This window comes from Streptomyces sp. NPDC015127 (assembly GCF_043080095.1).
Taxonomy (GTDB): Bacteria; Actinomycetota; Actinomycetes; order Streptomycetales; family Streptomycetaceae; genus Streptomyces.
Genome location: NZ_JBIBVE010000015.1, coordinates 19114 through 45552 on the forward strand (window position 1 = coordinate 19114; position 26439 = coordinate 45552).

Below are 26439 nucleotides of genomic sequence, written 5' to 3' on the forward strand. Positions count from 1 at the left end.
ACCAGCAGCTATGTGGTCGATCGCGGCGGGTGCTGCGTCCTCGGTCTCAGAACAGTGTCATTTCCTGACCGGACACGGGCCTACTCCGTGTTGTCGAGGGCCGGAAAGAGGGTGCGGGCGGCCTCTGGGCTGGTGCGACGAAGATGCCGTCCGCCTGAACGAGGATGGTGGACGGGGCCTCTTCTGTGGCGATCGAGCCTTCCACGAAGACCTTTCGGCCGTCGGTTCCCGTGACCTGGGCATTGGCCCGCAAGGGCGCCTCCAGGGGAACCGGGCCGTGATAGCGCATCTGGAGCGAGATGGTCATGCCCGGACTTCCGGCGGCGGCGCATGCCCATCCCATCAGTTCGTCGAGGAGCATGGCGCTGACGCCGCCGTGGCCGTAGCCGGGTGGTCCTTCATGGGCAATGCCGAGGAGGCACCGTCCCATGACGCCGCCGTCCGTCGGAGTCACCCGCATCGGCGGCGCGATCGGGCTGCCGGCGCCGGTGACGGGGCTGTACATCCGTATCCCGCCCGGGAATTCGTCCACCCCGGGGATGTCCGCAGGTTGGCGGCGGTGGCCGGTGAGCTGTTCGGTGAGGGCTCGGACGCCGCCCGCCAGGCGGTCCAGGGTCGCTGGGGAGGCCGCGGTGCGGACGGTCGCGTCGACGAGTAGGCGCAGCTCGTGGCCGAGGGCGGCGATTGCTGCCCTCTGGCGCTCCAGGTCCTCGGCTGCCGGATCGTGCGGGATGGTGCTCGGGGCGGTGAGGTGGAGTTCATCGGGTGTCTCTGTGTGCGTGGTCGCCGGCCGCGATGCGGTTGTCAGCGTGCGGGTGTGGGCGGGGTGGTGTCGCGGACGAAGACGGGCTTGAGGTGCTTCTCCGGCAGGGCCTGGGGGAGGTCCTCCCAGTCGAGCACGTGGGAGACGACCCGTTCGGGGGCGACCGTGCCGGAGGCGGCGACCTCGAGGGCGTCGGGGATGTGGGCGCGTAAGGCCTGTGACCAGCGTCGGGTGGCGGGATGCGAACGTCAGCCGGCGTCGGGACCTCGGCTGTTCGGCGGCGCCCAGGCCCGCGGGCTGGAAACGGATGCAATGGGTCGCCCTGATGGCGGCCGGCTTGCCGGGGCTCGCCGCCCTGGCCGCGCTGCTGTTCACCTGGATGCAGGTCGGACAGGCCGGCAGAGTCGCCCCAGCGACGGGATACGCCTCGTTCACGCGGTCGCTGCGCGGAGCACCACGCTGACGCTTCGACCGAGAGAGCTCTGGCGAACGCGGACCTCGTCACTGAGGAGTTCCACGATCGCGAGTCCTCGTCCGTGCTCGTCGGCGTCCGCGTCGGTCGGCTCGGGCGGCCGTGGCCGGTCCGGGTCCCCGGAGTCCGTCACCGAGATCCGCAGGACTCCGGCGTGCAGCGACAGGTGAGCGGTCATGTCGTGGCGGCCGTGCTGGGCGGCGTTGGCGGCGAGTTCGCCGACGACCAGTTCGGCGGACTGGCGAGCGGCCGAAGGAAGCCGCCACTGCGCCAGAACGGCCGCGGCACAGTGGCGGGCCACCGGAACCCAGCTGATCTCGGCCGGCAGTGCCAGGATCGCCTGGCGGGCGATGTCGCGGCGGGGCCCGGAGGGCATGGCGGGCGGTCGTGTGACACGGTGCGCGGCGGACTGCTGCCCCAGGAAGGGCTCGGCGGTCGGCTGCGAGCTCTCGCGGACTGCTGTGGTGCTCATGATCGGCCCCGAAGCTGGTCGGAAAAGGTGGGGGATTCGCGGTCCTGCTCACAGGACAGGAGCGCCGGAGGGGCGGTTCCCCCACCGCCGGGGGCGGGATCGTCGGGGAATCTGCCTGTCACTGACGACACTGCTGACGCTACGCAGCCGCGTGACGCTCCGTAGCTGGGCGACGGGGCGCACCCGCCCCCTCCTTTCGGAGGGGGGCGGCCCCCTGCCGCTGCGGACGCACCCTCGACATGGGTGCGGGGCCGGACACCTGGGTGTCCGGCCCCGCTGTCACCACCGCCTGCGCCGACGCGGTGGCTGTCCGGCTCCCGGCGCGCCGACTCGCCGGGTCATCGCGTTGCGTCCGCCCCCGTCGGCAGGGGCGGTTCCGCCTCGATGTGCTCCAACTCGCCGTCGGAGAGCAGCCGGGAGCGGATCAGGAAACGCACGCCCTCCGGGGCTTCCAGCGAGAAGCCGCTGCCCCGGCCGGGGACCACGTCGACGGTGAGGTGGGTGTGCGACCAGTACGCGTACTGGTCGGCGCTCATCCAGAACGGGGTGCCGTCGGTGACCCGCCCGAGCAGGACGTCCGAGGCACCGACCCGGAACTCGTCGCGCGGGTAGCACATGGGTGCGCTGCCGTCGCAGCAGCCGCCGGACTGGTGGAACATCACCGGCCCGTGCCGGGCAGCGAGCTGCCGCACCAAGGTCTCGGCCGCCGCGGTCAGCTCGACGCGCCTGGTGCGGTCACTCATCAGAAGAACCCGAGCTTCTGCGCGGAGTAGCTGACCAGCAGATTCTTGGTCTGCTGGTAGTGGTCGAGCATCATCTTGTGGGTCTCGCGGCCGATGCCGGACTTCTTGTAGCCGCCGAACGCCGCGTGTGCCGGGTAGGCGTGGTAGCAGTTGGTCCACACCCGGCCGGCCTTGATCTCGCGGCCGAGGCGGTAGGCGGTGTTGCCGTCCCGGGTCCACACGCCCGCCCCGAGGCCGTACAGCGTGTCGTTGGCGATCTTCAGGGCCTCGTCGACCGAGTCGTACGTGGTGACGGAGACGACCGGGCCGAAGATCTCCTCCTGGAAGATCCGCATGTCGTTGGTGCCGCGGAAGATCGTCGGCTCGATGTAGTAGCCGCCCTCCAGACCGGCGACGGCGCGGGGATTGCCGCCGGTCAGGAGCTCGGCGCCCTCCTGCTTGCCGATGTCGATGTAGGAGAGGATCTTCTCGTACTGGTCGTTGCTGGCCTGGGCGCCGATCATGGTCGCCGGGTCCAGCGGGTCGCCGCTGACGATGGCCTTGGTGCGCTCGACGCAGCGGGCCATGAATTCGTCGTAGATGGACGAGTGGATCAGGGCGCGGGACGGACAGGTGCACACCTCGCCCTGGTTCAGCGCGAACATCACGAAGCCCTCGACGGCCTTGTCCAGGAAGTCGTCGTCGGCGGCCGTGACGTCGGGCAGGAAGATGTTCGGGCTCTTGCCACCCAGCTCCAGCGTGACCGGGATGATGTTCTCGCTCGCGTACTGCATGATCAGGCGGCCGGTGGTGGTCTCACCGGTGAACGCCACCTTGGCCACGCGCGAGCTGGACGCGAGCGGCTTGCCCGCCTCGACGCCGAAGCCGTTGACGATGTTGAGCACGCCCGGCGGCAGCAGGTCCGCGATCAGTTCGATCGCGTACAGCAGACTGACCGGCGTCTGCTCGGCAGGCTTGATGACCACGCAGTTGCCGGCGGCCAGCGCGGGCGCCAGCTTCCAGGCAGCCATCAGGATCGGGAAGTTCCACGGGATGATCTGGCCGACGACGCCCAGCGGCTCGTGGTAGTGGTAGGCGACGCTGTCGGCGTCGATCTCGGCGATGCTGCCCTCCTGGGCACGGACCACGCCCGCGAAGTAGCGGAAGTGGTCGATCGCCAGGGGGATGTCGGCGGCCAGCGTCTCACGCACCGGCTTGCCGTTCTCCCAGGTCTCCACCACGGCGAGCTTCTCGAGGTTCTCCTCGAGCCGGTCGGCGATCTTGTTGAGGATGTTCGCCCGTTCCGTGGTGGACGTGCGGCCCCACCGGCCGGCCGCGGCGTGGGCGGCGTCCAGGGCCAGCTCGACGTCCGCCGCGGACGAGCGGGCGACTTCGCAGAAGGCCTTCCCCGTCACCGGCGACGTGTTCTCGAAGTACCGGCCCTCGACGGGGGCGACCCAGTCGCCGCCGATGAAGTTCTCGTACCGCTGAGCGAAGTTGACGATGCTGCCTTCGGTTCCTGGCTGCGCGTACACCATGGCGGCTCTCCTCGATGGATGGCGAATGCGGTGTCCGACGGCCCGCGCCGTCGTCATGCGGCCGACTCTGGTCCCGCGAGGTTGGCGGGAGGTTGGCGCCGCTCGCCGTCCGCCGTGGAGATCAGTCGCGCAGGGCGGTGGCCAGCCGGCCGGCGGCGATCGCGCGGCGGGTGTCGCCCTGACCGAGCAGGCGCAGGGCGTGCTCGTGCACCTCCGCGTCGTATGCGGCCCGCTCGCCGTAGCGCAGGGCGTGCTCGGGGCGTGTGCTCGCCAGGACCGCCTCTCGTACGGCCACTTCCAGGTGGGTACGCCACTCCTCGACGCCCGGCGCCGCGGAGCGGGGGAGCAGGGGACCGCGGTAGAGCCGCAGGGCAGTCTCCGTGTCACCGTTCTCCAGCGCGCGCAGCACGTCGACGGCGTCGCAGGAGACGGGCGTTGTCAGTGCGTACCGGCGGGTGGCGATGCCGCCGTCGAGGGCTCGGCGCAGGTGGGAGATCTCCGCCTTGAACGTGGACGCGGTGACCGGGCGGTCACCGTACAGGGCCTCGCGGAGCCTTTCCGGTGAGAATCCGTGCGGCTCCAGCGCGAGCAGGGTCAGGATCTCCAGTTGCCGGGGCCGCAGGGGGAGAGGCAGGCCGTCCCGTACGGCCTCCCCGGCGCCCAGGCAGCTCAGCCGCACCGGGGAGGGGCTCTGGTGGGACCGGGCGGGCAGCTCGGCACGGAGCCGGGCCTCGATGCCGGACACCAGGGTGCGCACGGTGGACATGGCCAGGGGGTGCGAGCGGTCCCAGGTGGTGGACAGGTCCAGAACGCCGAGCACGCGTCCGTCCGGTGCGTGGATCGGCGCGCAGTAGCAGACCCAGCCGTGGAGGGCGGAGACCAGGTGTTCGGCCGAGAAGACGGAGCTGGGACGGCCGGTGCGCAGCGCGAGCGACAGGGCGTTGGTGCCCATCGCCTGTTCGTCCCACCGTCCGCCGGGGGCGAAGTTGACCCGCTCGGCCCGCCGGCGCATCGTCCGGCCGCCGCACGTCCACAGGATCGTCCCGGACTCGTCGGTGACCGCTGTGACGAACCCCGCGTCCTCGGCGATGCTGTGCAGTTCGTCGGCCAGGTCGTCGACCGGCCCGCGCAGGGGAGAGCCGGTCCAGCGGTGGTGCACCGCGCCGCCGTCACAGACCGGGGCGCTGCCGCGGCCGGGGTCCACGTGACTGAGCGAGCGCACCCAGGACTCGGTCACCTCGTGGCGCAGCGCCTCGCCGCCGCGCGGTGCCGGACCCGCGGTCTTCAGCCGTGGCACCCAGCGGGACCACTCGTCCTCCAGCGTGGCCCTGCGGCGCCGGAGGTCAGTGTGCTGTGACATGCGCTTCCCTGCCCTCGGATGGGGACAACCCACTATTGTCCGCAATCACAGTGCGTGCGCACCTGCCCGTTCGGGCAGGGTGTCCCCGGCCGGAAGGACAGGTGCCGCGGCCGGGTTCGCGCGCCTACCTTGGACTTTGGGTTTCGGGGACAGTGATATCGGCCAATCAAGCAGTAAACTCAGCGTTGCGCACGCGTTGCGGGCTTCGCGCCCTTTGGAGGTCGCATGTTGCTCACGTCCGGCGGCGTGGTGACCAGCCGTAATGATCCGAGTGCCGAGTGGAGCCGGGACGACTGCCAGTGTGAGCTGCTGGGGCCCCAGGAGACGAGCACGGACGCCGTCCGTCAGTCCACGCGGCTGGCCAAGTTCCATGTGCCCGAGATCGTCTTCGGGCCCGGTTCACTGACCGAACTGGGCCACTGCGCGCTGCGGCTCGGCGGCCGCAGGCCGTTCCTCGTCACCGACCCCGGCCTGATCGAAGCGGGTTGGGTGGACGAGGCGGTCGGTCACCTGCGTCGTGTCGGTCTGCGCCCCGTCGTCTGGTACGACCTGACACCCAACCCCAAGGACCACGAGATCCAGGCCGGTTTCGAGCGGTACGCCGAGAGCGGCTGCGATGTGATCGTGGGGGTCGGCGGAGGCTCCTGCATCGACGCGGCCAAGGGCGTGGCGATCCTGTCCGGCAACGGCGGCCGCATTCTCGACTACGAGGGTGTGGACCAGGTCGTGCAGCCCATTCCGCCCACCGTGATGGTGCCTTCCACGTCCGGCACGGGCGCGGATGTGTCGCAGTTCGCCGTGATCACCGACACGACGCAGCACATCAAGATCACCATCGTGAGCCGCACGCTGGTGCCGGAGATCTCGGTGATCGACCCGCGCCTGCTGACGACCATGCCGGACTGGCTGAACGCGGCGACCGGCCTGGACGCCCTGACCCACGCCATCGAGGCATTCGTGTCCCGGGCGCACAACCCGCTGACCGACAACCACGCACTCCACGCCGTCGGACTGATCACCGAGAACCTGGTGCGCACACAGGTGCAGCCGAAGAACTTCGGGGCCCGGCTCGCCATGGCCCAGGCGTCGCTGGAGGCCGGCATGGCCTTCACGAACGCCATTCTCGGCGCGACGCACGCGATGAGCCATCAGGTCGGCGGTCTGCTGGACGCGCCGCACGGCGTGGTCAACGGTGTCCTCCTGCCGCACGTCATCCGGTTCAACGCCGAGGCGTGGCCGGAGCGGTTCGTCGCGCTGGGCGCGGCAGCCGGCCTCCCGACCACCGGCGTACCCCCTCACGAGGTGGCCGAGCAACTCGCCGACCTGGTGCGGGCGCTCGGGGACGACGTCGGTGTGCCGAAGGGGCTGGCCAGCCTCGGGGTCGCGGAGCACGACGTGCCCGTGCTGGCCCGCACGACGCTGAAGGACGCCTGCATGGCAACCAACCCCAGGGACGTCGACGTGCTGGACGTCGAGAAGCTGTTCCGCGAAGCCCTGTGAGGCGGTCCCAGTGAGCATCCCCGAGCGGCCCCCTCAGACCGCAGATCTGGGGGTGCTGACCGGACTCCGGTCGGGCAAGCGTTCGTTCTATCCGGCGTACGTGCGCTCCACGGAGCGGTTGGAGCGGACCGTGGAGGCGCTCGACGGCATCTCCCGCGCTCTGGTACGCACCGCTGAGGGTCCGCGTGCCCTGGTCGAGGCGGTCGTGCGGACGGCGGCCGAGCATCTGCAGGCACGCTGGCTGCTGCTGGCCGTGGCGGACGGAGCGTTGCGCGCCGCCCGCCCGCGGTTCCTGCTGTACGCGGACGACGTGCTGATCGACGACGAGACCCGGGTCCCCGCCGAGGTGCGGGAACATCTCAAGGTTCTGCGCACCCGCCCCTGGGAGGCAGGCACGCCCGACAACGGCGACGGCTGGGTGCGTGCGCCGATGACCCTGGACGAGGAGCCGGTCGGCGGTATCGCGGCCCGGCCCGGTGCCGGAGTCGAGGTCGCGGACACCGATCTGGCCATCCTGCGGGTCCTGGCCAACCAGGCCGCCGTCGCGCTGCACAACACGTTCCTCTTCCACGCGGCGACCACCCTGCGCGGGCGGACGGAGGAACTGTCCGAGGCGGCCGAGCGGCAGGCACGTGACCTGGCCGCGCGCAACGCCGAGTTGGCCGAGACCCAGGCGCGGCTGCTCGACGCGATGCAGCGCCAGGCTCTCGACGACGAGCGGCGCCGTATCGCGCGCGAACTGCACGACAGCGTCTCCCAGTACGTGCTCAGCGCCGGGATGACCATGGAGGTGTGCCGGGCGGAGCTGGAGGGCCTGGGCGGGCAGGCCGGGGAGATCGCGGATCGGCTCGCCACCGCCAAGGACCTCAACCGGCAGGCGGTGGAACGGCTGCGCGCCGCGATCTACGCGCTCCACCACACCTCGCAGGAGCCCGCGGGCCCGCTGCCGGTGATGCTGGGCCGGCTGTCCACCGTGCACCTGACGACGGACCTCGACGTGCAGGTGCAGGTCGCCGGCAGGCCGCTGCCCCTTCCTCCCTCGGCCGAGCAGTCGATCCTCCGGCTGACGGGCGAGGCCCTGTTCAACTCCGCCACCCACGGCAATGCCGGCCGGGCACTTGTCCGCCTGCGGTATCTGCCCGACGCGGTCGTGCTGACCGTGTCCGACGACGGGAGCGGCGATCCGGCCCAACTGCGCCGCGCACTGCGCCTGTCGCGGGCCACAGACCTGGCCGGACGCCACCGCGGGCTGGCGAACATGGTCGCCCGGGCGGAGGACCTGGGAGGCAGACTCTCCATCCGCCGGTCGGGAATGGGAGGCGTCCTGCTGCGGGTCGACATCCCGCTGCCGGTGAAGAACCCTCAGGAGGCAGCGGATGACCACTGAACAGCAGGCGGCGGCGCCTACGCAGGCCCTGCGGATCGTGCTGGTCGACGACCACGCGATCGTCCGGCACGGACTGCGGTCGATCCTGGACCGGGAGAGCGACCTGCAGGTGGTCGGCGAGGCGAGTACGGCCGCCGAGGCGGCCGCCGTCGTCGAGCGCACGCAGCCGTCGATCGTGCTGCTCGACCTGAAGCTGTCCACGGGGGCCGACACCGAGGGCCTCGACCTGTGCGCACAGCTGACCAGTCGTCATCCGGACCTGGCCGTGCTGGTGCTCACCACCTTCCTCGACGACTCGCTGGTGGTGGAAGCGATCCACCACGGCGCGCGCGGTTACGTGGTCAAGGACGTCGACACCACCGAGCTGCTGCGCTCGATCCGCGCGGTGGCCCGCAACGAGAGCGCCTTCGACTCCCACGCGGCCGCGGCCATGGTGCGGTCGATGCGCGTGCAGCCCGCGCAGCCGAAGTTCACCGAACGGGAGCTCAAGGTGCTGCAGTTGCTGGCCCACGGGCTGAGCAACCGGGAGATCGGGGCGGAGCTGTACATCTCGGAGACGACGGTGAAGTTCCACGTCCGCAACATCATGCGCAAGATGGACGCGAGCAGCCGCGCGGAAGTCGTCTACGAGGCCAGCAAGTTGGGCGTGATCTGACACCGGGACGGGGCACGCGGAAGGCCGGGACCGGTGACGACCGGTCCCGGCCCTCCGCTTCGGATCAGCCTCGCAGCGCCGGACGGCCGAGCGGCAGTCCGCGTCCTCCCGTGGCCAGTGACGCGACGTGGAAGAAGAGATACACCCCGACCGCGACGAAGGCGAAGACGGTGTATCCGCCTGCGGTCTGCAGTGTGCCGGAACCGTTCAGGGTGGCGAACAGGACCAGTGCCAGTGCCGCGTCGATCAGCGCGAACAGCACGGTGAAGGCAGCGGGCAGCCGCAGTGTGCTCACGGTCAGCAGCACGATGGTGGCCAGCCAGGAGATCAGGAACAGGGCTTGGGTTCCGGTCGCGGTGGCGGCCGTGATGCCGAACCAGCCGTGGATGAGGCCGAGGACGAGAACCGCGTAACTGAGCCAGAAGCCGGTGAAAATGCCGAAGATCGCCGCAACGGCGTTCCGCCCGAGCGCGGCCGCCCAGACCGCGGCGATCAATTGGCCGGTCGCGGTGGCCGCGAGGATGATCGCGACCGGTGCTCCGGCGGTGCCGGCCGGCAGGTACCCGACCAGGGTCAGTCCGAGCGCGATCGAGCCCACGATGAAGGTGGGCACGCCGATCAGCGCCGGATCACCGTCCAGCGGCGCCGGCGCCGGCGCTGCCTGTGGTTGGGGCTTCGCGTGCGCCGCGGCAGCGGCCGTACCTGCCGTGTCCGTTTCCGATAGGGACATGAAACGCTCCTTTGCGTCGCAGTGTTGTTCTTCGGGGTGGTGGCGCAGGTCTTGGGGCCCCTGGGCATGCAGGGGCGGGGTCAGTGCGGATCGAGTACCAGCCAGCCGCCGTGGTGCGAGGTGACGGAGAACCGGTGACCGGTGCGGCGGCCGAGTGCGGCGAGCCGGTCGTCGTCGAAGCAGCGCACGTGCCCGTAGGCGGCTGTCGGTTCGTCCTCGTACGGCACGGCCACCACCACCTGCTTGCGGGCCAGCCGCAGCGCCTCCCGGACGACGGCGTCGCCGTGCCGGGGATCCAGGTGCTCCAGTACGTGGATGACCGTGACGGTGTCCACCGAGCGGTCCGGCAGTGGTACCCGCGCCGCGTCGCAGGCCAGTGTCTCCAGGGGCAGGCCCCGCGCGCGGGCCACGGAGCCCAGCAGGCTCATGGTGCCCCGCACGAGGTCCGTCGCGGTCACCGTGTGTCCCGGTCGCTCGGCGAGCAGCAGTGGCAGGAAGCCGAAGCAGGAGCCCATGTCCAGCACGGTGCCCGGGGCCACCAGGTCCAGAGTGCGGCGGTAGACCGGTGCGAACCCGGCGATCGAGGAGTGCCGGGCGGGTGCGGGCAGCTGCCACGACTCCCGGACACGCGCCAGCGTGTTGTCGTAGAAAGTGGCCCACGCGGGCAGCGCGCCGTCCACGCAGGAGCGCACGACCCCGGTGAAGACGCGCTCGAAGATGTCACTGCCGCACAGCCAGCCGGGCGCGAACAGTTCCTCGGCGAGGAGTCCGGCGAGGTCGTTGTCCAACTGCTCGGGACGCAGCGAGTGGCCCAGCTCGACGCGACGTCCCCGGCGGCGCAGGGTGAAGTGCCCGGTCCTGACGATCGGCCGGGGTGTCGCGTCACCGGCGAGGGGGAGCCCGCGGACCACACGGACCAGGTGATCCACGTAGACGCCGGGCGGATGGGGTGCCAGGGGGTCGATGCGGCGTGCGGCGACGGCGATCCGGAGGCTGGGGACGCTCATGAGGACGGCTCCCGGTGACGGTGTGCGGAGGTGCTCACGACGGTGGCTCCCCGGGACGCTGCGGGGTGGCGGTCATCGCCCGGTCACCTCCGTCGCCATCCGGTGGGTCGCGCGCTCCAGTCCGGCGAGGTCGGCGACCACCTGGACGCGGTCGCAGTACTCCGCGTAGAGGGGCAGATCGCACGCGCCGAGGCCCCAGGAGAAGCGCGGTTCCGGTGTCAGCCAGATCGTCTGCCGGACCCTGCGGGTGATCTCCTCGAACGCGGTCGCCCCCGGTGCGTTGCCGTTCCCGCGGCCGTCGCCCAGCACGAGCAGGGTCGTACGTCTGCCCAGGGCGGAGGCGTGCTCGGACAGGAGCAGGTCGAACGTCCTGCCGTAGTCGGAGCTCGCGTCCACATCGAGCAGTCCTCCGGCCGGCAGGCCGTCGAAGACCAGCCCCAGCGCCCGCTCCAGCGGGTGTTCGGCGAACAGCTCGGTGATCTCCGTCGGTTCGTCGACGAAGGCGTACGAGCGGACCTGCCCGAACAGCGACTGCAGACCGTGCACGAGGTGCAGAGTGAAGCGCGCGGTGGCACGCACCGACAGTGAGACGTCCGCGAGGACGACCAGGCGGGGCCTGTCCTCGGCTCGCGTGACGGTGACGGGCCGGAACGGAATCCCCTCGTAGCGCATGTTGTGGCGCATGGTGCGGCCGGGGTGGACGCGGCCCCGCGGAGTGTTGCGCCGACGGCTGGTCAGCGCGCCGTGCAGGGAGCGGCCGATCCGGCGCAGCGCCTCCTCCAGCTGGCCCCGTTCGTCCTCGTCCACCGTCTCGATGCGGGCTCGTTCGGCGATGTTCGCGGACTCCACGGCCACCGCCTGCAATTCGGCGAGCCGGTCCAGGTGCCGCTTCAGCAGCTCGGGCAGGTTCTCGATGACTCCGCTCAACTGGCTCCGGATCATGTCGAGTTCCGGCCCGTCGGGCTCGTCGGTCCCCTCTGTGAGCCAGCCCGGCAGGGCGTCCTGCTGGGCCACGGTCAGCGCCGTGTCGATCGGCTTCCCGGCCGCCGCCGCGAGCCGGCCGGGAAGCCCCGCGCCGTGCAGCCGCTCCGTCTCCAGCTGGACCGACGGGCTCGTGTCCCGGCCGCCGACGGCGCCGTCCTCGGACAGGACGATCTCCCGGGTCATCGACGCCAGGTCGATCTTGTTCGCCTCCTGGTGCAGGTTGTACTGCTGGGCCAGGTCCTGCTGGTCGAAGTAGTCCCGGATGTCCGACGGCTTGCCGTGGCTGTGGCCCTGCTGGGGGGTTTGCGAGGGCTCCTCGGAGACGGTGAACGACTGCAGTTCACCGGTGTCGGACAGGTCGTCGTGCTCATGGCTGTGACCGTGGCCGTCGGACTCGCCGGACACCGGGCGCAGCGAGAAGAACGCGGTGAACAGCTCGTCGAACAGCGCGTCGTCGCGCCGGTCCTTCACCAGTGTCATGCGCAGCGTCTCGCGCAGTGTCCCGCGCTGGTCGAGCACGCCGGGCTGCGCCGCTCCCCGCATGGCGTCCATGGCCTCCGACACGGAGACCCGCAGCCCGAACAACCGCAGTACGCGGACGAATCGATGCACTCCGGCTTCCATCGCGCCTCCCGTGTCCGTGTCAGTCGGTGCGGCGCCGCGCGATCGCGGCGAACGCGCGGGCGCCCTGGCCGCCGCCCGGTGAGGGGCGGAGTGTCGGGCCCGGGCCCGGGGCGCCGTAGTAGCCCTTGTCATGCCGGCCCTGCCGGTCCATCGCCGCGCGGACCTCGCGCCCGTCCACCTCGTCGGGCTGCCCGTGGCCGGGGCCGTGGTGGTGCCCGTCGTGGTGGTGGTCGTCGTGCCGATGCCCGTGGTGGTGGCCGTGCCCGTCGTGGTGGTGGGCGGGCTCGGGCAGCGTGCGGTTGGGGTCGACGAGACGCGGCAGGACGTCCAGGGCACGGTTGAGGTCGCGCTCGTACTTGAGCACCACATTCGCCGTGTCGGCGAGCACCGCCGGGTCGAGTTCGTCGACGCCCAGCACGGCGAGCGTGCGGGCCCAGTCGACCGTCTCGGAGATGCTCGGGTTCTTCCGCAGCTGCAGCTCACGGAGCCCGCGCACCACCCGCACCAGATGGCGGGCGGTCGCCTCGGGCAGTCCGGTGTCCTTGGCGCGCACGATCTCCAACTCCCGTGCCGCGTCCGGGTAGTCGAGGAAGAGGTGCAGGCAGCGACGCTTGAGCGCGGCCGACAGGTCACGGGTGTTGTTGGAAGTCAGCACCACGTACGGCGGGACCTTCGCGGTGTACGTGCCGATCTCCGGCACGGACACCTGGTACTCGGCCAGGCACTCCAGGAGGACCGCCTCCAGGGCTTCGTCCGCCCGGTCGACCTCGTCGATCAGCAGAACCGCGGGCTGCTCGCCGCGTACGGCTTCCAGCAGCGGACGCGGCGCGAGGAACCGGTCGGAGAAGAACACGCTGTCCTGCTCCTCGATCCGGCGCACCGCGGAGGCCACGTCGGGTGCGTCGGCCGTGAGGTCGCCGATCTTGTCCCGCAGCATCTGCGTGTACAGCAGCTGCTTGCCGTAGTCCCACTCGTACAGCGCCTTGCTCTCGTCCTGGCCCTCGTAGCACTGCAGGCGCAGCAGCCGGCGCCCGGTGGCGGCGGCGAGCGTCTTGGCCAGCTCCGTCTTGCCGACTCCGGCGGGCCCCTCCAGCAGTACCGGCTTGTCCAGCCGGGTCTGCAGGAACACGGTCGTGGCAAGGCGCTGGTCGGCGATGTAGCCGTGGGCGGCCAACCGCTCGGCGACCTCGTCGACCGATCCGAACGCCTGCGGCGGTGCGTCGTGGGGCGGGGGTGTCTCGGGCACGGTTCCTCCGTCGGGACGTCACGAACTCCGGGAGTGGGCGGGGTGGGGACGGCTGCACCGCCCCCACCCCGCGTGGATCGTTCAGCTGAGCAGGTCGTCCAGATCGCCGGTCATGCAGTGTTCGACGACGGGCCGGACGGTGTCGAAGGTGCACTCCTTGGCATTGCCGGGAGTGCAGGCGTCGCCGAGGACGTGGTGGGTGATGCGGTCGACATCGCCGGCGTCGCCCTTGATCACCTTCGCCTGCTCGTAGAACTTCGTCGGACCCTGGCCGAGCCGGTTCTTGGAGTACGTGTCCTGCTGGACATCGGTGAACTTCTCCGGGATGCCGACGTCGCGCAGCAGCCGGATGCCCGCCGCGAGCGCCGCCTCGGCCGCCTGCACCTTCGTCATGCCGTGCGTGTCCACATCCATCGCCTCGGCGATGTCCGCGAACCGCTCGTAGTGGGAGGGCATGTTGAACGCCCACACGCGGGGGAGCGCGATGGCGTTGTTGAGCCCGTGGTGGGTGTCGTAGAACGCGCTCACGGCGTGCGAGATGGAGTGGATGATGCCGAGGCCACCGGAGTTGAACGCCTGCGCCGCGATGTACTGGGCGTACATCATGCCCTCACGGCCCGCCAGGTCCTGGCCGTTCCACACCGCCTGCCGCAGATGGCGGGCGGTGAGCCGAATGGCGTGCAGCGCGTTGCCCAGCGAGGGCTGGAAGTTGAGCCGGGAGACGTACGGCTCCGAGGCGTGCGCGAGGACGTCGAAGCCGCACTGCGCCGTGTAGTCCAGCGGGCAGTCGTAGTACAGCGTCGGGTCGTCGATGGCGAGGGAGGCCACGGACGCGTCGTCGAAGGCGACGTACTTGTGCGGGTTCTCCGGGTCGGTCGTGGTGTCGGTGATGACATACGCCCAGGAGGTCTCCGAGCCCGTACCGGCCGTGGTGGACACCGCGATGTGCGGCGGGTTCTTCGGGTTCTCGGACTTGTTGAAGCCCTCGAAGTCGTTGACGTTGCGGCCGTCGTGCGCCACCGAGACACGGGCGCCCTTGCACGCGTCGTGCGACGAACCGCCGCCGATCGACACGAACGAGTCGCACCTGTTCTCCTGGTACAGCGCCACGGCATCCATGACGTTGTAGTCCTTCGGGTTCGACTCGACCTTGTCGTACACGACGACCTCGAGCCCGTGGTACTTCATCGACTCGACGATCTTGTGCACCGTGTCACTGCCGCGCAGACCCGTGGTCATCACCAGTGTGCGCCGGAAACCCAGTTTCTTCGCCTCCGGGCCGATCAGCTCATGGGCGCCCGGGCCCATCAGCGCCCGCGGGAAGGGATGGAATTCCTTGATCGGGAAGGGCTTGAGAAGTTCTTCGACCTGCATGATCGCGACTGTCCTCTCCGCGCGGTGGACCGCGCGTACTGCGACGACTGCTCCGTTGCCGGCGGCGCAGATGTCCGGGGGAGCACGGACGTGCCGGTTGTTCGTGGCGTGACTCACCCTCCGGGAACGCGACACGGGGCGATACCGGCCGCGCGGACGGCAGCCGGACGCGAACGGACGGGATCCGCCCTGTCCGATCGGACGGGGCGCGCGACGGGAACCGCCACGGCGGCGGCGCACCTGTCCGACCGGACGGGGGGAGGAGGGCCGAAAGCAGGGCGAGACGCGGAGCGGCCGGCCGTAGCGTCGAGTCCGGGCCGGTCACCGCACGGCGGCACCGGCTCGTCTCTCCCCCAACTCCCCGTCCTTTCAGGAGGTTTGTCATGCAGGAGCAGATCCGTACCAGCGAGCAGGACACCGGCACGGCCGTCGACGAGGTGACCGAGGAGCTCCTTGTCGAAGAGGTGTCGATCGACGGCATGTGCGGCGTCTACTGAGGCCGGGCCGACGATGCCCCCTTCCTCGGCCGCCGCGTCCGACACGACGTTCGACGCGGCGCGCCCCTACCGGCTGAACCCCTGTGTGGCGTTGCGCCCCGAGCCGTTCGGGGCGCTCGCCTACCACTTCGGCAACCGCCGGCTGTCGTTCCTGAAGGCGCCGGAACTCGTCGAGCTGGTCCGCGGCCTCGACCGCCACCCCAGCGTCGGGCACGCCCTCGCGGGCCTCCCCGACGCCCGACGCGGCGCCTTCCTGCGCGCCCTCGCCTCGCTGGCCGCCGCCGACATGATCATTCCCCAGCGCAGTGGAACCGGAGCCCGGTCATGAACACCCGCAACGACACCCCGCACGCCGAGCGTGTGCCCGCCCTCGTCGAGCAGTTCAAAGGCGGTCTGCACGCCCCGATCTGCCTGACCTGGGAGTGGACCTATGCCTGCAACCTGTCCTGCACACACTGCCTGTCCTCGTCCGGACGGCGGGACCCGCTGGAGCTGTCCACCGACGAGATCAAGTCCGTGATCGACGAACTCCAGCGGATGCAGGTGTTCTACGTCAACGTCGGCGGCGGCGAGCCGACGGTCCGCCCCGACTTCTGGGAGCTGCTGGACTACGCCGTGGCCCACCAGGTGGGGGTGAAATTCTCCACCAACGGCCTGCGGCTGACTCCCGAGCGCGCACGCCGGCTGGCCGCCACCGACTACGTAGACATCCAGATCTCACTCGACGGAGCCACCCGCGAGGTCAACGACGCGGTCCGCGGTCCCGGCTCGTACGACATGGCGATACGCGCCATGGAGAACCTCGCCGCCGCCGGCTTCGAGGACTTCAAGATCTCCGTCGTGATGACCCGCCGGAACGTGCCGCAGCTCGACGACTTCGCCGCCATCGCCGACCGGTACGGGGCCCAGCTGCGAATCACGCGGCTGCGGCCGTCCGGCCGCGGCGCCGACGTGTGGGACGAACTGCACCCGACCGCCGACCAGCAGTACGACATCTACGCATGGCTCCTCGGCCACGGCGACCGGGTCCTCACCGGGGACTCGTTCTTCCACCTCAACGCACTGGGGTCGGCACCGATCCCCGGACTGAACCTGTGCGGGGCCGGGCGTGTGGTCTGCCTCATCGACCCGGTCGGCGACGTGTACGCCTGCCCGTTCGCCATCCACGACGCCTTCAAGGCCGGCAACGTCCGCTCACCCGGAGGCTTCGGACAGGTGTGGCGGGACTCGGACCTCTTCACCGAGCTGCGCAAGCCGTCCTCCGGGGGCGCCTGTTCCGGCTGCTCGGCGTACGACACCTGCCAGGGCGGCTGCATGGCCGCGAAGTTCTTCACGGGCCTCCCACTGGACGGCCCCGACCCCGAGTGCGTCAAGGGCCACGGAGCTGCCGCACTCTCCGCCGTCGACCCGGACGCGCTGCCCCGCCAGGGCAAGGACCACTCGCACCGGACGGTGCCGCTGGGCATGCCCGCGGTGCGCACCAGCCGCCCGGACCGCTTCTGCGACGAGAGCCCGCTGGCCGGGATGCCGACGCACCTGCCGGCGTGACGACGAACACCTACGGACGAGAAGGAGGATGGTCATGAGCGGGTGGTTCGAAACGGTGGCGGAGGCCCAGCGCCGGGCCGGGAAGCGGCTGCCGAAGTCGGTCTACAGCGCGCTGCTCGCCGGTTCGGAGAAGGGCACGTCCTACGACGACAACACCAGGGCCTTCGCGGAACTGGGCTTCGCACCGCACGTGGCCGGGCTGTCGGGGAAGCGGGACCAGTCGACGACCGTCATGGGCGAGCAGATCTCACTGCCGGTGATCATCTCCCCGACGGGTGTACAGGCGGTGCACCCCGACGGAGAGCTCGCGGTGGCCCGTGCGGCCGCGGCCCGAGGCACCGCGATGGGTCTCAGCTCGTTCGCGAGCAAACCGCTGGCGGACGTCGTGGCGGCCAATGCGCAGACGTTCTTCCAGATGTACTGGATGGGCTCCAAGGACGCGATGCTGCGCCGCATCGAACACGCACGCGCGGCCGGAGCCAAGGGGCTCATCGTCACCCTCGACTGGTCCTTCTCGCACGGCCGGGACTGGGGCAGCCCCAAGATCCCCGAACGGCTGGACCTCAAGGCGATGGCACGGTTCGCCCCGGAGGCCCTGGCACGCCCGGGGTGGCTGCTGGACTTCCTCCGGTCACGCCGCCTCCCGGACCTGACCGCGCCGAACCTCACCGACCCGGGGAACGACGCGCCCACGTTCTTCGGGGCGTACGGCGAGTGGATGCAGACGCCGCCCCCCTCGTGGGAGGACGTGCGCTGGCTGCGCGAACAGTGGGACGGGCCGTTCCTCCTCAAGGGCGTGTGCCGGGTGGACGACGCCCTGCGCGCGGTGGACGCAGGAGTCACGGCGATCTCGGTGTCCAACCACGGCGGGAACAACCTCGACGGCACACCGGCACCGATCCGGGCCCTGCCGGCCGTCGCGGACGCGGTGGGCGGCCAGGTCGATCTCCTGCTGGACAGCGGCATCCGCCGCGGAAGCGACGTGGTCAAGGCGCTGGCCCTCGGCGCGAAGGCCGTGATGATCGGCCGCGCCTACCTGTGGGGACTGGCGGCGGGCGGGCAGACCGGGGTGGAGAACGTGCTCGACATCCTGCGCGGCGGCATCGACTCCGCCCTGCTCGGTCTCGGGCGCTCCTCCGTCCAGGAACTGACCCGCGACGATGTGGTGATCCCGCCCGGATTCACCCGCACTCTCGGGGCGGTCTGAGATGGGGCCCGCGCCCGCGCCGGTGCCAGGGCCCGCGCCCGCCCCCAAGGCGAGGGCGCACGCCCAGCGCACGACGACCACCCGTCTCGCGGACCTGGCCTGGCCGGATCTGACGGACCGTCGTCCCCTGGTGCTGCTGCCGCTGGGATCCTGCGAACAGCACGGCCCCCATCTCCCGCTGGACACCGACACGGCGGTGGCATCGGCGGTCGCCGAACGGGCCGCCGCCCGGTTGCGGGGCTCGGCGGACGTACTCGTCGCCCCGGCGCAGGCGTACGCGGCCAGCGGTGAGCACGAGGGGTTCCCCGGCACGGTGTCCGCCGGCCACACCGCGCTGCACCTGCTCGTCACGGAGATCGGCCGCTCGATGCTGCGCTGGGCCGGACGCCTCCTCGTGGTGAACGGGCACGGCGGCAACCTGACCAGCCTGTCCGGGGCGGTCACCGGCCTGCGGACCGAGGGCCGGAACGTGGCCTGGTGGCCGTGTGTCCCCAAGGACTCCGACGCCCACGCCGGCCGCGCCGAGACCTCCATGATGCTGCGGCTGCGGCATGCCGCGGTACGCGGCGAACAGGCCGTCGCCGGACCGACCGACCCCGTCCACCTCCTGATGGGGCGGCTGGTCGCCGAATCCGTCCACGGAGTGAGCCCGTCCGGTGTCCTGGGCGACCCGGCCGGGGCCTGCGCGAGCGACGGCGAACGGCTGCTGGACACCATGGCGGACCGCCTCGCCGAGGACGTCCGCGCATGGCGGATCTCCGGGCATGGCCGGCTCGGCCTGCCCGGGCCGCGGCCCGTGGTCGCACCGGCGGGAGCCGGGCGATGACCGGCCCGCCGGTCGCCGTGGTGACCGGAGCCGCGCGGGGCATCGGCAGGGCGACAGTACGGACCCTGGCCCGGAGCGGCTGGGCCGTCGTCGCGGTGGACCGCTGCGCCGACGACCCCCAGGTGCCGTATGCGCTGGCCCGCCCCGGCGGACTCGACGAGCTCGCCCGCGAGTTCCCCCTGGTCCGCACGGTCCGCGCGGACGTGCGGGACGCGGCCGCGCTGCAGGCGGCGGTGGAGCTGGCCGACACCGAATTCGGCGGTCTGGACGCCGCCGTGGGCGCTGCGGCGGTGATGCTCGGCGGAGCCCCGTTGTGGGAGCAGACCGACGCGCAGTGGCGGACCCTGCTCGACGTCGACGTCATGGGAGTGGCGCACTTCGCGCGCGCCGCCGTACCCGCCCTGCTGCGCAGGCCGCAGCCCCGCCACGGCCGGTTCGTCGCGCTGGCCTCGGCCGCCGGGCACCGTGGGATGTGGGGACTGGGGGCCTACTGCGCGGCCAAGCACGCGGTGGTCGGCCTGGTCCGTGCCCTCGCCTGCGACCTGCGGGGCACAGGCGTGAACGCCGTCGCCGTGTCACCGGGCTCCACCAGGACGGACATGCTGCGGGCCACCGCGGACCTGTACGGGCTGGCCGATGTCGAGCAGCTCGCCGAACAGCAGCTCGTGGGCAGGCCACTGCACCCCGACGAGGTCGCCGCCGTGGTCGCCTGGGCCTGTTCGGCGGAGTCCTTCGCCGTCACCGGATCGGTACTCCACGCGGACGGAGGGTTCACCGCATGACCTCGCTCGCACGGCAGACACCGCGGAACCTGCCGGGCATCGGGCTGCCGACACCACCGGACGCCCCGCTGCCGGACGGGTTCGCGGTAGAAGTCGCTGCCGACACCCACCGGTCGAAGGACGGGCGGCTGATGCTCGGCGGCTCGCCACCGCGACTGATCCGGCTGACCACCACGGCGGTCCGCCTGCTGGACGGCGGCCGGTTCACGGTCACGGACCCGGCGACCGCGGTGCTCGCCCGACGGCTCCTGGACGCAGGCGTGGTGCACCCCCGCCCCGGCCTGCCGCCCGTCCACGACACCACCGTCGTGATCCCCATCCGCGACCGCGCCGGCCAACTGGACAGGCTCCTGACCGCTGTGCGCGCCGACCCGTCGACCTCCGCCCTCCCCGTGCTGGTCGTCGACGACGGCTCCAGGGACCCGGCGGCCCTGGCCGACGTGGCCCGCAGACACGGCGTCCGGCTGCTCGTCCACCCGTACAACCTCGGCCCGGCGGCGGCCCGCAACACCGGACTGCGCCGGGCCCGGACCTCGTACGTGGCGTTCTGCGACTCCGACGTGGTCCCCGAAGCGGGCTGGCTCGCGCCCCTGCTGGCACAGTTCGCCGATCCCGCGGTGGCCCTCGCCGCACCACGCGTGGTCGCGCTGCCCGTGTCCGAGCCGGGACTCCTGGACCGGTACGAAAAGGTGCACTCGCCGCTGGACATGGGAGCGAAGGAAGGACCGGTCGTGCCGTTGTCCGCCCTCTCCTACGTACCCGGCGCGACCGTCGTGGTCCGCCGCTCCGCCGTCGGCAGCGGCTTCACCGAAGCCATGCGGGTCGGCGAGGACGTCGACCTGTGCATACGGCTGCACCAGGCGGGCTGGCGACTGCGGTACGTCCCCGCCTCCCGCGTGGGCCACCGGCACCGTACGGACCTGCGCAGCTGGCTCGCCCAGCGGGCCGCATACGGGACGAGTGCCGCGGATCTGGCGCTCCGGCACCCGGGACAGGTCCCGCCGCTGTACGCCGCCCCCTGGTCGCTGGCCGCCTGCGCGCTGCTGCTGCGCGGCAGACCGGCCCCCGCGGCCCTGGCAGCGGCCCTGACCGGAGCGGTCGCAGGTCGGCTCAGGCCGCGCATGGCCGGCGCCGACCACCCGGCCCGCGCGGCGGCGCGGCTCTCGCTCGCCGCACTGCGCGGTACCGCCGGACAACTGCTGCGCTGCGCCACCCGGCACCACTGGCCCGTCGCCGTGACCGCGGCCGCCCTGAGCCGGCGTGCACGCTACGCGCTGGTCGCCGCGGCCCTCGCCGAAGGGCTCGTGGACCACCACCGCTCGGGCACGTCCCTGACACCCCTCGCGCACACGGCGATCCGCCGCCTGGACGACCTCGCCTACGGCTGGGGCGTATGGCAGGGCGCCGCCCGTCGCAGGACCACCGCACCGCTGAGGCCACGACTCGCGCTGCCTCGGCCGGGCCGCCGTGCCCGGCCACGGACGTAGCCGCGCGCCACGTCCGCCAACCTCCCACCAACCCTCGTCGCCCACCCTGAACACCTGGTCACGCCCGCGCCACCGGCCTCTCGGTACCGGTACAGCCGTCCCCCTCATCCCACTGGAGGATCCCGCATGTCCCCCCGCTCCGATCACCACACAACCGCCGACAACCCGCTCACCGCACGGGACGACGCGGCGTCCGGACCGGCGGAGCCGGCGGCTGCCGACCGGATGGCGTTCTGGGCGCAGCAAGCCGGCCGGCTGGACTGGGAGACCGGATGGGACGAGGTCCTGGACTGGTCGGACGCGCCGTTCGCCCGGTGGTTCACCGGCGGGAAACTGAACGTCGCCCACAACTGCGTCGACCGCCACGTCGAGGCCGGGCACGGCGACCAGGTCGCCTTCCACTGGGAGGGCGAGCCCGGCGACACCCGGACGATCACGTACGCGGACCTGAGGCGCGAGGTCTGCAAGACGGCCAACGCCCTGCTCTCCCTCGGCCTGACCGCCGGGGACCGAGTGGCCCTCCAGCTGCCGATGATCCCCGAGGCCGTCTTCGCCATGCTGGCCTGCGCCCGGCTCGGGCTCCCGCACAGTGTGGTGTTCGGCGGCTTCTCCCCGGCTGCCCTGCAGTCACGGATCGAGGACGCCGACGCCCGGCTGCTGATCACATCGGACGGCCAGTACCGCCGGGGCAGGGCGGAGGCGATGAAGGCGAACACCGACGAGGCGATACGGGACACGCCCGGCGTCGAGCACGTCCTGGTGGTCCGGCGCACCGGCGGAGACGTCCCCTGGACAGAGGGCCGCGACCTGTGGTGGCACGACGTGGTGGACGCCCAGCCCGACGCGCACACACCCGAGGCCTTCGACGCCGAGCACCCGCTCTTCATCCTCTACACCTCGGGCACGACCGGCAGGCCGAAGGGCATCCTGCACACCTCCGGGGGCTACCTCACCCAGGCCGCCTACACCCACCGCACCGTCTTCGACCTCGATCCCGACACCGACGTCTACTGGTGCACCGCCGACATCGGCTGGATCACCGGCCACTCGTACATCGTGTACGGGCCGCTCGCCAACCGCACCACCTCGGTCATGTACGAGGGAACCCCCAACACACCGCACGAGGGACGTCACTTCGAGATCATCGAGAAGTACCGGGTCTCCGCCTACTACACCGCTCCCACCCTCGTCCGGACCTTCATGAAGTGGGGCGAGAGCATCCCCGCCCGTTACGACCTGTCCTCCATCGACGTGCTCGGCAGCGTCGGCGAACCCATCAACCCCGAGGCGTGGCGGTGGTACCGGGAACACATCGGCGGCAACCGGGCGCCGGTCGTGGACACCTGGTGGCAGACGGAGACCGGCGCCGTCATGATCGCGCCCCTGCCCGGCGGCCCCGCGGCCAAGCCCGGCTCGGCACAGACGCCCCTGCCCGGCATCTCCGCCAAGGTGGTCGACGACCAGGGCCGTGAGGTCGGCAAGGGCGAGAGCGGCTACCTCGTGCTCGACCAGCCGTGGCCGTCCATGCTGCGCGGCGTCTGGGGCGACGAGGAGCGCTACCGCGAGACGTACTGGTCCCGGTTCGCCCGGCACGGCTACTACTTCGCCGGCGACGGCGCACGCTACGACGACGACGGCGACATCTGGCTGCTGGGCCGGGTCGACGACGTCATGAACGTCTCCGGTCACCGGATCTCCACCGCCGAGGTCGAGTCGGCGCTCGTCTCGCACCCCGCGGTGGCCGAGGCCGCCGTGGTCGGCGCGTCCGACGCGACCACCGGGCAGGCCATCGTGGCCTTCGTCATCCTGCGCGGCGGCACGGACGGGCCCGCGGCGGGCGGGGAGGAGGTCGTCGCGACGCTGCGCGAGCACGTGGCCGGGGAGATCGGCCCCATCGCCAAGCCCCGTCAGGTCATGGTCGTCCCCGAACTGCCCAAGACCCGTTCCGGGAAGATCATGCGCCGGCTCCTGCGGGACGTCGCGGAGAACCGTGAGGTCGGCGACGTCACCACGCTCGCCGACGCCTCCGTGATGGACCTGATCAACGCCGGGCTCACCAGTGGCTCCCCGCGGGCCGACTGACCGATGCTGCGCGAGGAAAGGGGAAACCGAATGGGACACGAAAGCCGGTTGTCCGGCCGGGTCGTGCTCTGCACCGGAGCGGCCGGGCCGGCAGCGGCGGTGACGGAAAGCCTGCTGGCACGCGGCGCCCGGGTGGCGTGGGCAGGTCCCGACGCCGAGGACGTCCGCCTCGCGGCCGTGCCGGGGTCCCCGGTCCTCGCCCTGCAGTGCGGCCGGGACGACCTCGCCGCGCTCGGCCCGGCCGTCGACACCGTCGTCGACCACTACGGCCGGCTCGACCACCTGGTGAACCTGATCTCGGTCCGCCCCCGGACAGGTCCGCTGATGGAACTGGATCCGCTGGCCCTGCGCGACGCCCTGCACGGCGACCTCGTGATGCCGCTGGCCTGGATCCAGCGCGCCCACTGGCGGTGGATGGCCGCGCACGGCGGATCGGTGGTCAACGTGGTCGCGGACGCGGTCCGTGACGGGCCGCAGCACGCGGCCGTGTCGAGCCTGACCGAACTCACCGAGTGGCTGGCCGCCGAACTGGCACCCCGGCTCGACGTCCACACGATCGTGCCCAGCCCCTCACTCGGCGGCACCGGCCTGTACCAGGCGGGCATCGCCGGTGCATTGTGCGACCTGCTGACCCGCCGGACGAACCCCTCGCACGGTCCGGTCATGGTGCTGAGCGAGGAACCCGCCTGCCCCTCGCGTGCTGCCTGACGGGAAGGCGGCCGAGCGGAACAGCCCGGACCACAACGCACGTACGAAACAAGCGCAGGCAACGACTGAAAAGCGACTGAAAGGTGTGCACCCACTGATGCGAATCGTCCTCATCGGCCCTCCCGGAGCAGGCAAGGGCACCCAGGCAGCCATCCTCCGCGAGAAGCTGGACGTACCCCACATCTCCACCGGAGACCTGTTCCGTGAGCACGTGAGCCGCCGAACCGCGCTCGGGCGTACCGCGCAGCGGTACCTCGACACGGGCGGACTCGTACCCGACGACCTCACCGGTGACATGGTCCGCGAGCGACTGGCCGAACCGGACGCCCGGCACGGCTTCCTCCTCGACGGCTTCCCCCGCACCGTGCATCAGGCGCATGAACTCGCCGCCGTGCTGGACGTCATGGGCTCCACGCTGGATGCGGTGCTGGAGTTCACGGCTCCGGAGGAGGAGGTCGTGGCACGGCTGCTGAACCGCGGCCGGCCGGACGACACCGAGGACGTCATCCGCCACCGGCAACAGGTGTACCGCAGCCGGACGGCACCTCTCCTCGCCCACTACTCGGACATCCTGGTGACGGTTCCTGCGACCGGACCGGTCGAGGAGATCGCGTCGCGAGCACTGGCGGGCCTGACGGACAGGGGGGCACGCCTGGGCGGATAGCGGGTGGTGGCTGTTGTGCCGCAGTCCCGGCCACCCGGCGGCTGCGTCTCCGCGCGACGCAACGGGCGGACGTGGCGCGGGCGCACGCCATGCGGGCGGTGCCCGCATCCTGTGCTTGCAGGGCATTCGGCCGACGGCGGAGACTGGCCATGAGGGGCGGCACTCCGAGAGGCTGAACCATGGGCGACTACGTGGATCTCAGCGGTGTCAAGACCTGGCACGAGGTCGAGGGCGCCGGCGATCCGTTGGTCCTCCTGCACGGCGGCTTGTGCACGAACGAGACGTGGGGGCCCCAGCGAGCAGATTTCGCGGCGCGGTTCCGCCTCTTCCTCCCGGAGCGTCGCGGACACGGGCATACGCCCGACGTCCCGGGGCCGCTCTCCTATCAGGACATGGCCGACGACACCGTCGCCTTCATCGAGGCGGTCGTCGGCGGCCCCGCCCATCTCGTCGGATGGAGCGACGGCGGGATCGTCGCCCTGCTTGTCGCCATCGACCGCCCCGACCTGGTCCGGAAGGTCGTGGCCATGGGTGCCAACTTCCTCCCGAGCTCACAGAGCAGCGCGGCGCCGGAGATGCTCGATCAGGTGACGCCCGATGCCCCCGACCTGGCGATGTTCCTGGAGATGTACGCAGCCGCGTCGCCCGACGGCGCCGACCACTGGCCGGTCGTCGTGGGAAAGCTGATCGACATGTACCGCGACCAGCCGACCATCCCCGCGGAGGACCTGGCTCGCATCAGCGCGCCCACCCTCATCCTCGTCGGCGACGACGACGTGGTCACGCTCGAGCACACGATCGCCCTGTATCGCGCGATCCCCGACTCCGAGCTGGCCGTCGTCCCCGGAACCTCTCACGCGCTGCCCATGGAGAAGCCCGGGGAGGTCAATCGCATGATTCTCGACTTCCTTGCCAACGATCCCATCCAGACGATGCTTCCCGTACGGCGTGCCCAGGCGGCAGCCGCCACGGGCATCAGTTCGGCGTGACTGCTACTGCCCACGCCGACGAGCCAACCGTGGCGAACTGTGACGCTGAGAGTGGCCAACCAGGACTCGGCGAGCGCATGCAACCAGTCGTCCCGGTCTCGTCGCTCAAGCTGCGATGAGACGGGACCGCTGCGTCTGATCCCCCCGGGGTGGGTACTGGTGCTGATCGCGGTCCTGGGTTGAGGCGGGACGGGGTCCGCAGCGGCCAAAGGCGCCGGCCGTCAGATGCAACGGCCGGCACCCAATCCGCCGAAGCGGGTGGCAAGGGCGCCAGCCAACCGAAAATACACAGTCCGCGGGAGAACCCGAGCGGTGGTCTCGTTGCCGAGTGTGTCCGCACGGTCGGAGACGTCGCTGAAAATGAGAGTGGGCTGACCAGCTCTTGTCGAGGAGAACAACGGCCTTGGGATTGGCAGAGTCGCTCGGCTCCTGCTTCGCCCCCAGCCCCGGACGAGCGCGGCCGCATTTTGAGTTGCAGGCGGATGGGGCCGCCGATCTCCTCGGCGGTGTACCCGAGCAGGGACTGCGCCCCCCCGGCTCCAGCAGGTCAGCTCGCGGTCGGCGTCGGCCACGACGACGGCTACGGCCGTGTCGATCACGGAAAGGTCGGCTCCTGGAAGGGAGTCCACAACCCGCGCGCCCTCAGTTGATCGCGACGACGCACCCACGTCGTCGCGATCAACTGAGGCGGGGCAGTGGGTGGGGGCTCACGGAACCAAATCCGTCATGCGAGTGACCGTCGGCAGCCTGGGCCCCCGGCACCGCAAGCTCGGCCGTTTGCCTCAGCCGCGGGTGTGCCCAGGCCGAAGGCTGCC

General features: G+C 71.3%; 24 protein-coding genes and 1 pseudogene. 14 read left to right on the forward strand and 11 right to left on the reverse strand.

The genetic code is table 11. From position 1 onward, the window contains the following. Positions 1–46: 46 nt before the first annotated feature. The 6 genes and pseudogenes from ACF08N_RS27655 to ACF08N_RS27680 all read right to left on the reverse strand — a co-directional run bounded on the left by ACF08N_RS27655 (position 47) and on the right by ACF08N_RS27680 (position 5327). Positions 47–532, reverse strand: coding sequence for a PaaI family thioesterase (locus ACF08N_RS27655; protein WP_392327407.1), 486 nt, complete (start codon positions 530–532; stop codon positions 47–49). A gap of 272 nt (positions 533–804) precedes the next feature. Next, a pseudogene (locus tag ACF08N_RS27660) lies at positions 805–975 on the reverse strand (dehydrogenase); the annotation flags it as partial. A gap of 219 nt (positions 976–1194) precedes the next feature. Then, positions 1195–1707 carry an ATP-binding protein gene (locus tag ACF08N_RS27665; protein ID WP_392327408.1) on the reverse strand — a complete coding sequence of 171 codons (513 nt, stop codon included), beginning with the start codon at positions 1705–1707 and terminating at the stop codon, positions 1195–1197. A 338-nt stretch (positions 1708–2045) separates the two neighbouring features. Then, positions 2046–2450: a DUF779 domain-containing protein gene (locus ACF08N_RS27670; RefSeq protein WP_392327409.1), complete on the reverse strand. Its 405-nt coding sequence runs from the start codon at positions 2448–2450 to the stop codon at positions 2046–2048. Further along, positions 2450–3967 carry an aldehyde dehydrogenase gene (gene adh / locus ACF08N_RS27675; protein WP_392327410.1) on the reverse strand — a complete coding sequence of 506 codons (1518 nt, stop codon included), beginning with the start codon at positions 3965–3967 and terminating at the stop codon, positions 2450–2452. Before adh ends, ACF08N_RS27670 begins: the two co-directional genes overlap by 1 nt. Before the next feature lie 121 nt (positions 3968–4088). Further along, complete coding sequence (locus ACF08N_RS27680) at positions 4089–5327, reverse strand: GAF domain-containing protein (protein WP_392327411.1); 1239 nt, start codon at positions 5325–5327, stop codon at positions 4089–4091. A 225-nt stretch (positions 5328–5552) separates the two neighbouring features. Here ACF08N_RS27680 and ACF08N_RS27685 point away from each other — a divergent pair, with 225 nt between their 5' ends. From ACF08N_RS27685 to ACF08N_RS27695, 3 genes are read left to right on the forward strand one after another with little or no spacing between them, the layout of a single operon-like run. Beyond that, the gene (locus ACF08N_RS27685) at positions 5553–6827 is read left to right on the forward strand and encodes an iron-containing alcohol dehydrogenase (RefSeq protein WP_392327412.1); all 1275 of its coding nucleotides are present in this window, start codon (positions 5553–5555) and stop codon (positions 6825–6827) included. Between the two features lie 10 nt (positions 6828–6837). Further along, a complete protein-coding gene (locus tag ACF08N_RS27690) occupies positions 6838–8214 on the forward strand; it encodes a sensor histidine kinase (protein ID WP_392327413.1) in 1377 nt (458 codons plus the stop codon). Beyond that, positions 8204–8869: a response regulator gene (locus ACF08N_RS27695; RefSeq protein ID WP_392327414.1), complete on the forward strand. Its 666-nt coding sequence runs from the start codon at positions 8204–8206 to the stop codon at positions 8867–8869. The genes ACF08N_RS27690 and ACF08N_RS27695 overlap by 11 nt, the downstream gene beginning before the upstream one ends. Positions 8870–8933: 64 nt before the next feature. Here ACF08N_RS27695 and ACF08N_RS27700 read toward each other — a convergent pair whose 3' ends face one another. The 5 genes from ACF08N_RS27700 to mdo all read right to left on the reverse strand — a co-directional run bounded on the left by ACF08N_RS27700 (position 8934) and on the right by mdo (position 14834). Beyond that, positions 8934–9599 carry a GPR1/FUN34/YaaH family transporter gene (locus ACF08N_RS27700; protein ID WP_392327415.1) on the reverse strand — a complete coding sequence of 222 codons (666 nt, stop codon included), beginning with the start codon at positions 9597–9599 and terminating at the stop codon, positions 8934–8936. Positions 9600–9679: 80 nt separating this feature from the next. Next, entirely contained in the window at positions 9680–10606 is a 927-nt protein-coding gene (gene mftM / locus ACF08N_RS27705; protein WP_392327416.1) for a mycofactocin oligosaccharide methyltransferase MftM, read from the reverse strand. Between the two features lie 72 nt (positions 10607–10678). After that, entirely contained in the window at positions 10679–12202 is a 1524-nt protein-coding gene (locus ACF08N_RS27710) for a VWA domain-containing protein (protein ID WP_392327417.1), read from the reverse strand. Positions 12203–12233: 31 nt separating this feature from the next. Further along, entirely contained in the window at positions 12234–13460 is a 1227-nt protein-coding gene (locus tag ACF08N_RS27715; RefSeq protein WP_392327418.1) for an AAA family ATPase, read from the reverse strand. A gap of 81 nt (positions 13461–13541) precedes the next feature. Then, positions 13542–14834: an NDMA-dependent methanol dehydrogenase gene (gene mdo / locus ACF08N_RS27720; protein WP_392327419.1), complete on the reverse strand. Its 1293-nt coding sequence runs from the start codon at positions 14832–14834 to the stop codon at positions 13542–13544. 383 nt (positions 14835–15217) lie between these two features. On the opposite strand from mdo, the gene mftA reads away from it, so the two are divergent. From mftA to ACF08N_RS27775, 11 genes are all read left to right on the forward strand, one after another. Beyond that, positions 15218–15331: a mycofactocin precursor MftA gene (gene mftA, locus ACF08N_RS27725; RefSeq protein ID WP_392327420.1), complete on the forward strand. Its 114-nt coding sequence runs from the start codon at positions 15218–15220 to the stop codon at positions 15329–15331. A gap of 13 nt (positions 15332–15344) precedes the next feature. Then, complete coding sequence (mftB, locus tag ACF08N_RS27730; protein WP_392327421.1) at positions 15345–15659, forward strand: mycofactocin biosynthesis chaperone MftB; 315 nt, start codon at positions 15345–15347, stop codon at positions 15657–15659. Further along, positions 15656–16879, forward strand: coding sequence for a mycofactocin radical SAM maturase (mftC, locus tag ACF08N_RS27735; protein ID WP_392327422.1), 1224 nt, complete (start codon positions 15656–15658; stop codon positions 16877–16879). The genes mftB and mftC overlap by 4 nt, the downstream gene beginning before the upstream one ends. A gap of 34 nt (positions 16880–16913) precedes the next feature. Beyond that, the gene (mftD, locus tag ACF08N_RS27740; protein ID WP_392327423.1) at positions 16914–18086 is read left to right on the forward strand and encodes a pre-mycofactocin synthase MftD; all 1173 of its coding nucleotides are present in this window, start codon (positions 16914–16916) and stop codon (positions 18084–18086) included. Between the two features lies 1 nt (position 18087). Continuing rightward, positions 18088–18912 carry a mycofactocin biosynthesis peptidyl-dipeptidase MftE gene (gene mftE / locus ACF08N_RS27745; RefSeq protein ID WP_392327424.1) on the forward strand — a complete coding sequence of 275 codons (825 nt, stop codon included), beginning with the start codon at positions 18088–18090 and terminating at the stop codon, positions 18910–18912. Continuing rightward, positions 18909–19694, forward strand: coding sequence for a mycofactocin-coupled SDR family oxidoreductase (locus tag ACF08N_RS27750; RefSeq protein ID WP_392327425.1), 786 nt, complete (start codon positions 18909–18911; stop codon positions 19692–19694). The genes mftE and ACF08N_RS27750 overlap by 4 nt, the downstream gene beginning before the upstream one ends. Next, a complete protein-coding gene (mftF, locus tag ACF08N_RS27755) occupies positions 19691–21181 on the forward strand; it encodes a mycofactocin biosynthesis glycosyltransferase MftF (protein ID WP_392327426.1) in 1491 nt (496 codons plus the stop codon). Before ACF08N_RS27750 ends, mftF begins: the two co-directional genes overlap by 4 nt. A 126-nt stretch (positions 21182–21307) precedes the next feature. Continuing rightward, positions 21308–23263, forward strand: a complete 1956-nt coding sequence (gene acs / locus ACF08N_RS27760) for an acetate--CoA ligase (RefSeq protein WP_392327427.1) — start codon at positions 21308–21310, stop codon at positions 23261–23263. A 30-nt stretch (positions 23264–23293) separates the two neighbouring features. Further along, on the forward strand, positions 23294–23971 hold the full coding sequence (locus tag ACF08N_RS27765) for an SDR family oxidoreductase (RefSeq protein WP_392327428.1): 678 nt from the start codon (positions 23294–23296) through the stop codon (positions 23969–23971). 97 nt (positions 23972–24068) lie between these two features. Continuing rightward, entirely contained in the window at positions 24069–24635 is a 567-nt protein-coding gene (locus ACF08N_RS27770) for an adenylate kinase (RefSeq protein WP_392327429.1), read from the forward strand. Between the two features lie 179 nt (positions 24636–24814). Then, positions 24815–25624 carry an alpha/beta fold hydrolase gene (locus tag ACF08N_RS27775; RefSeq protein ID WP_392327430.1) on the forward strand — a complete coding sequence of 270 codons (810 nt, stop codon included), beginning with the start codon at positions 24815–24817 and terminating at the stop codon, positions 25622–25624. The last annotated feature ends 815 nt before the right edge of the window (positions 25625–26439 follow it).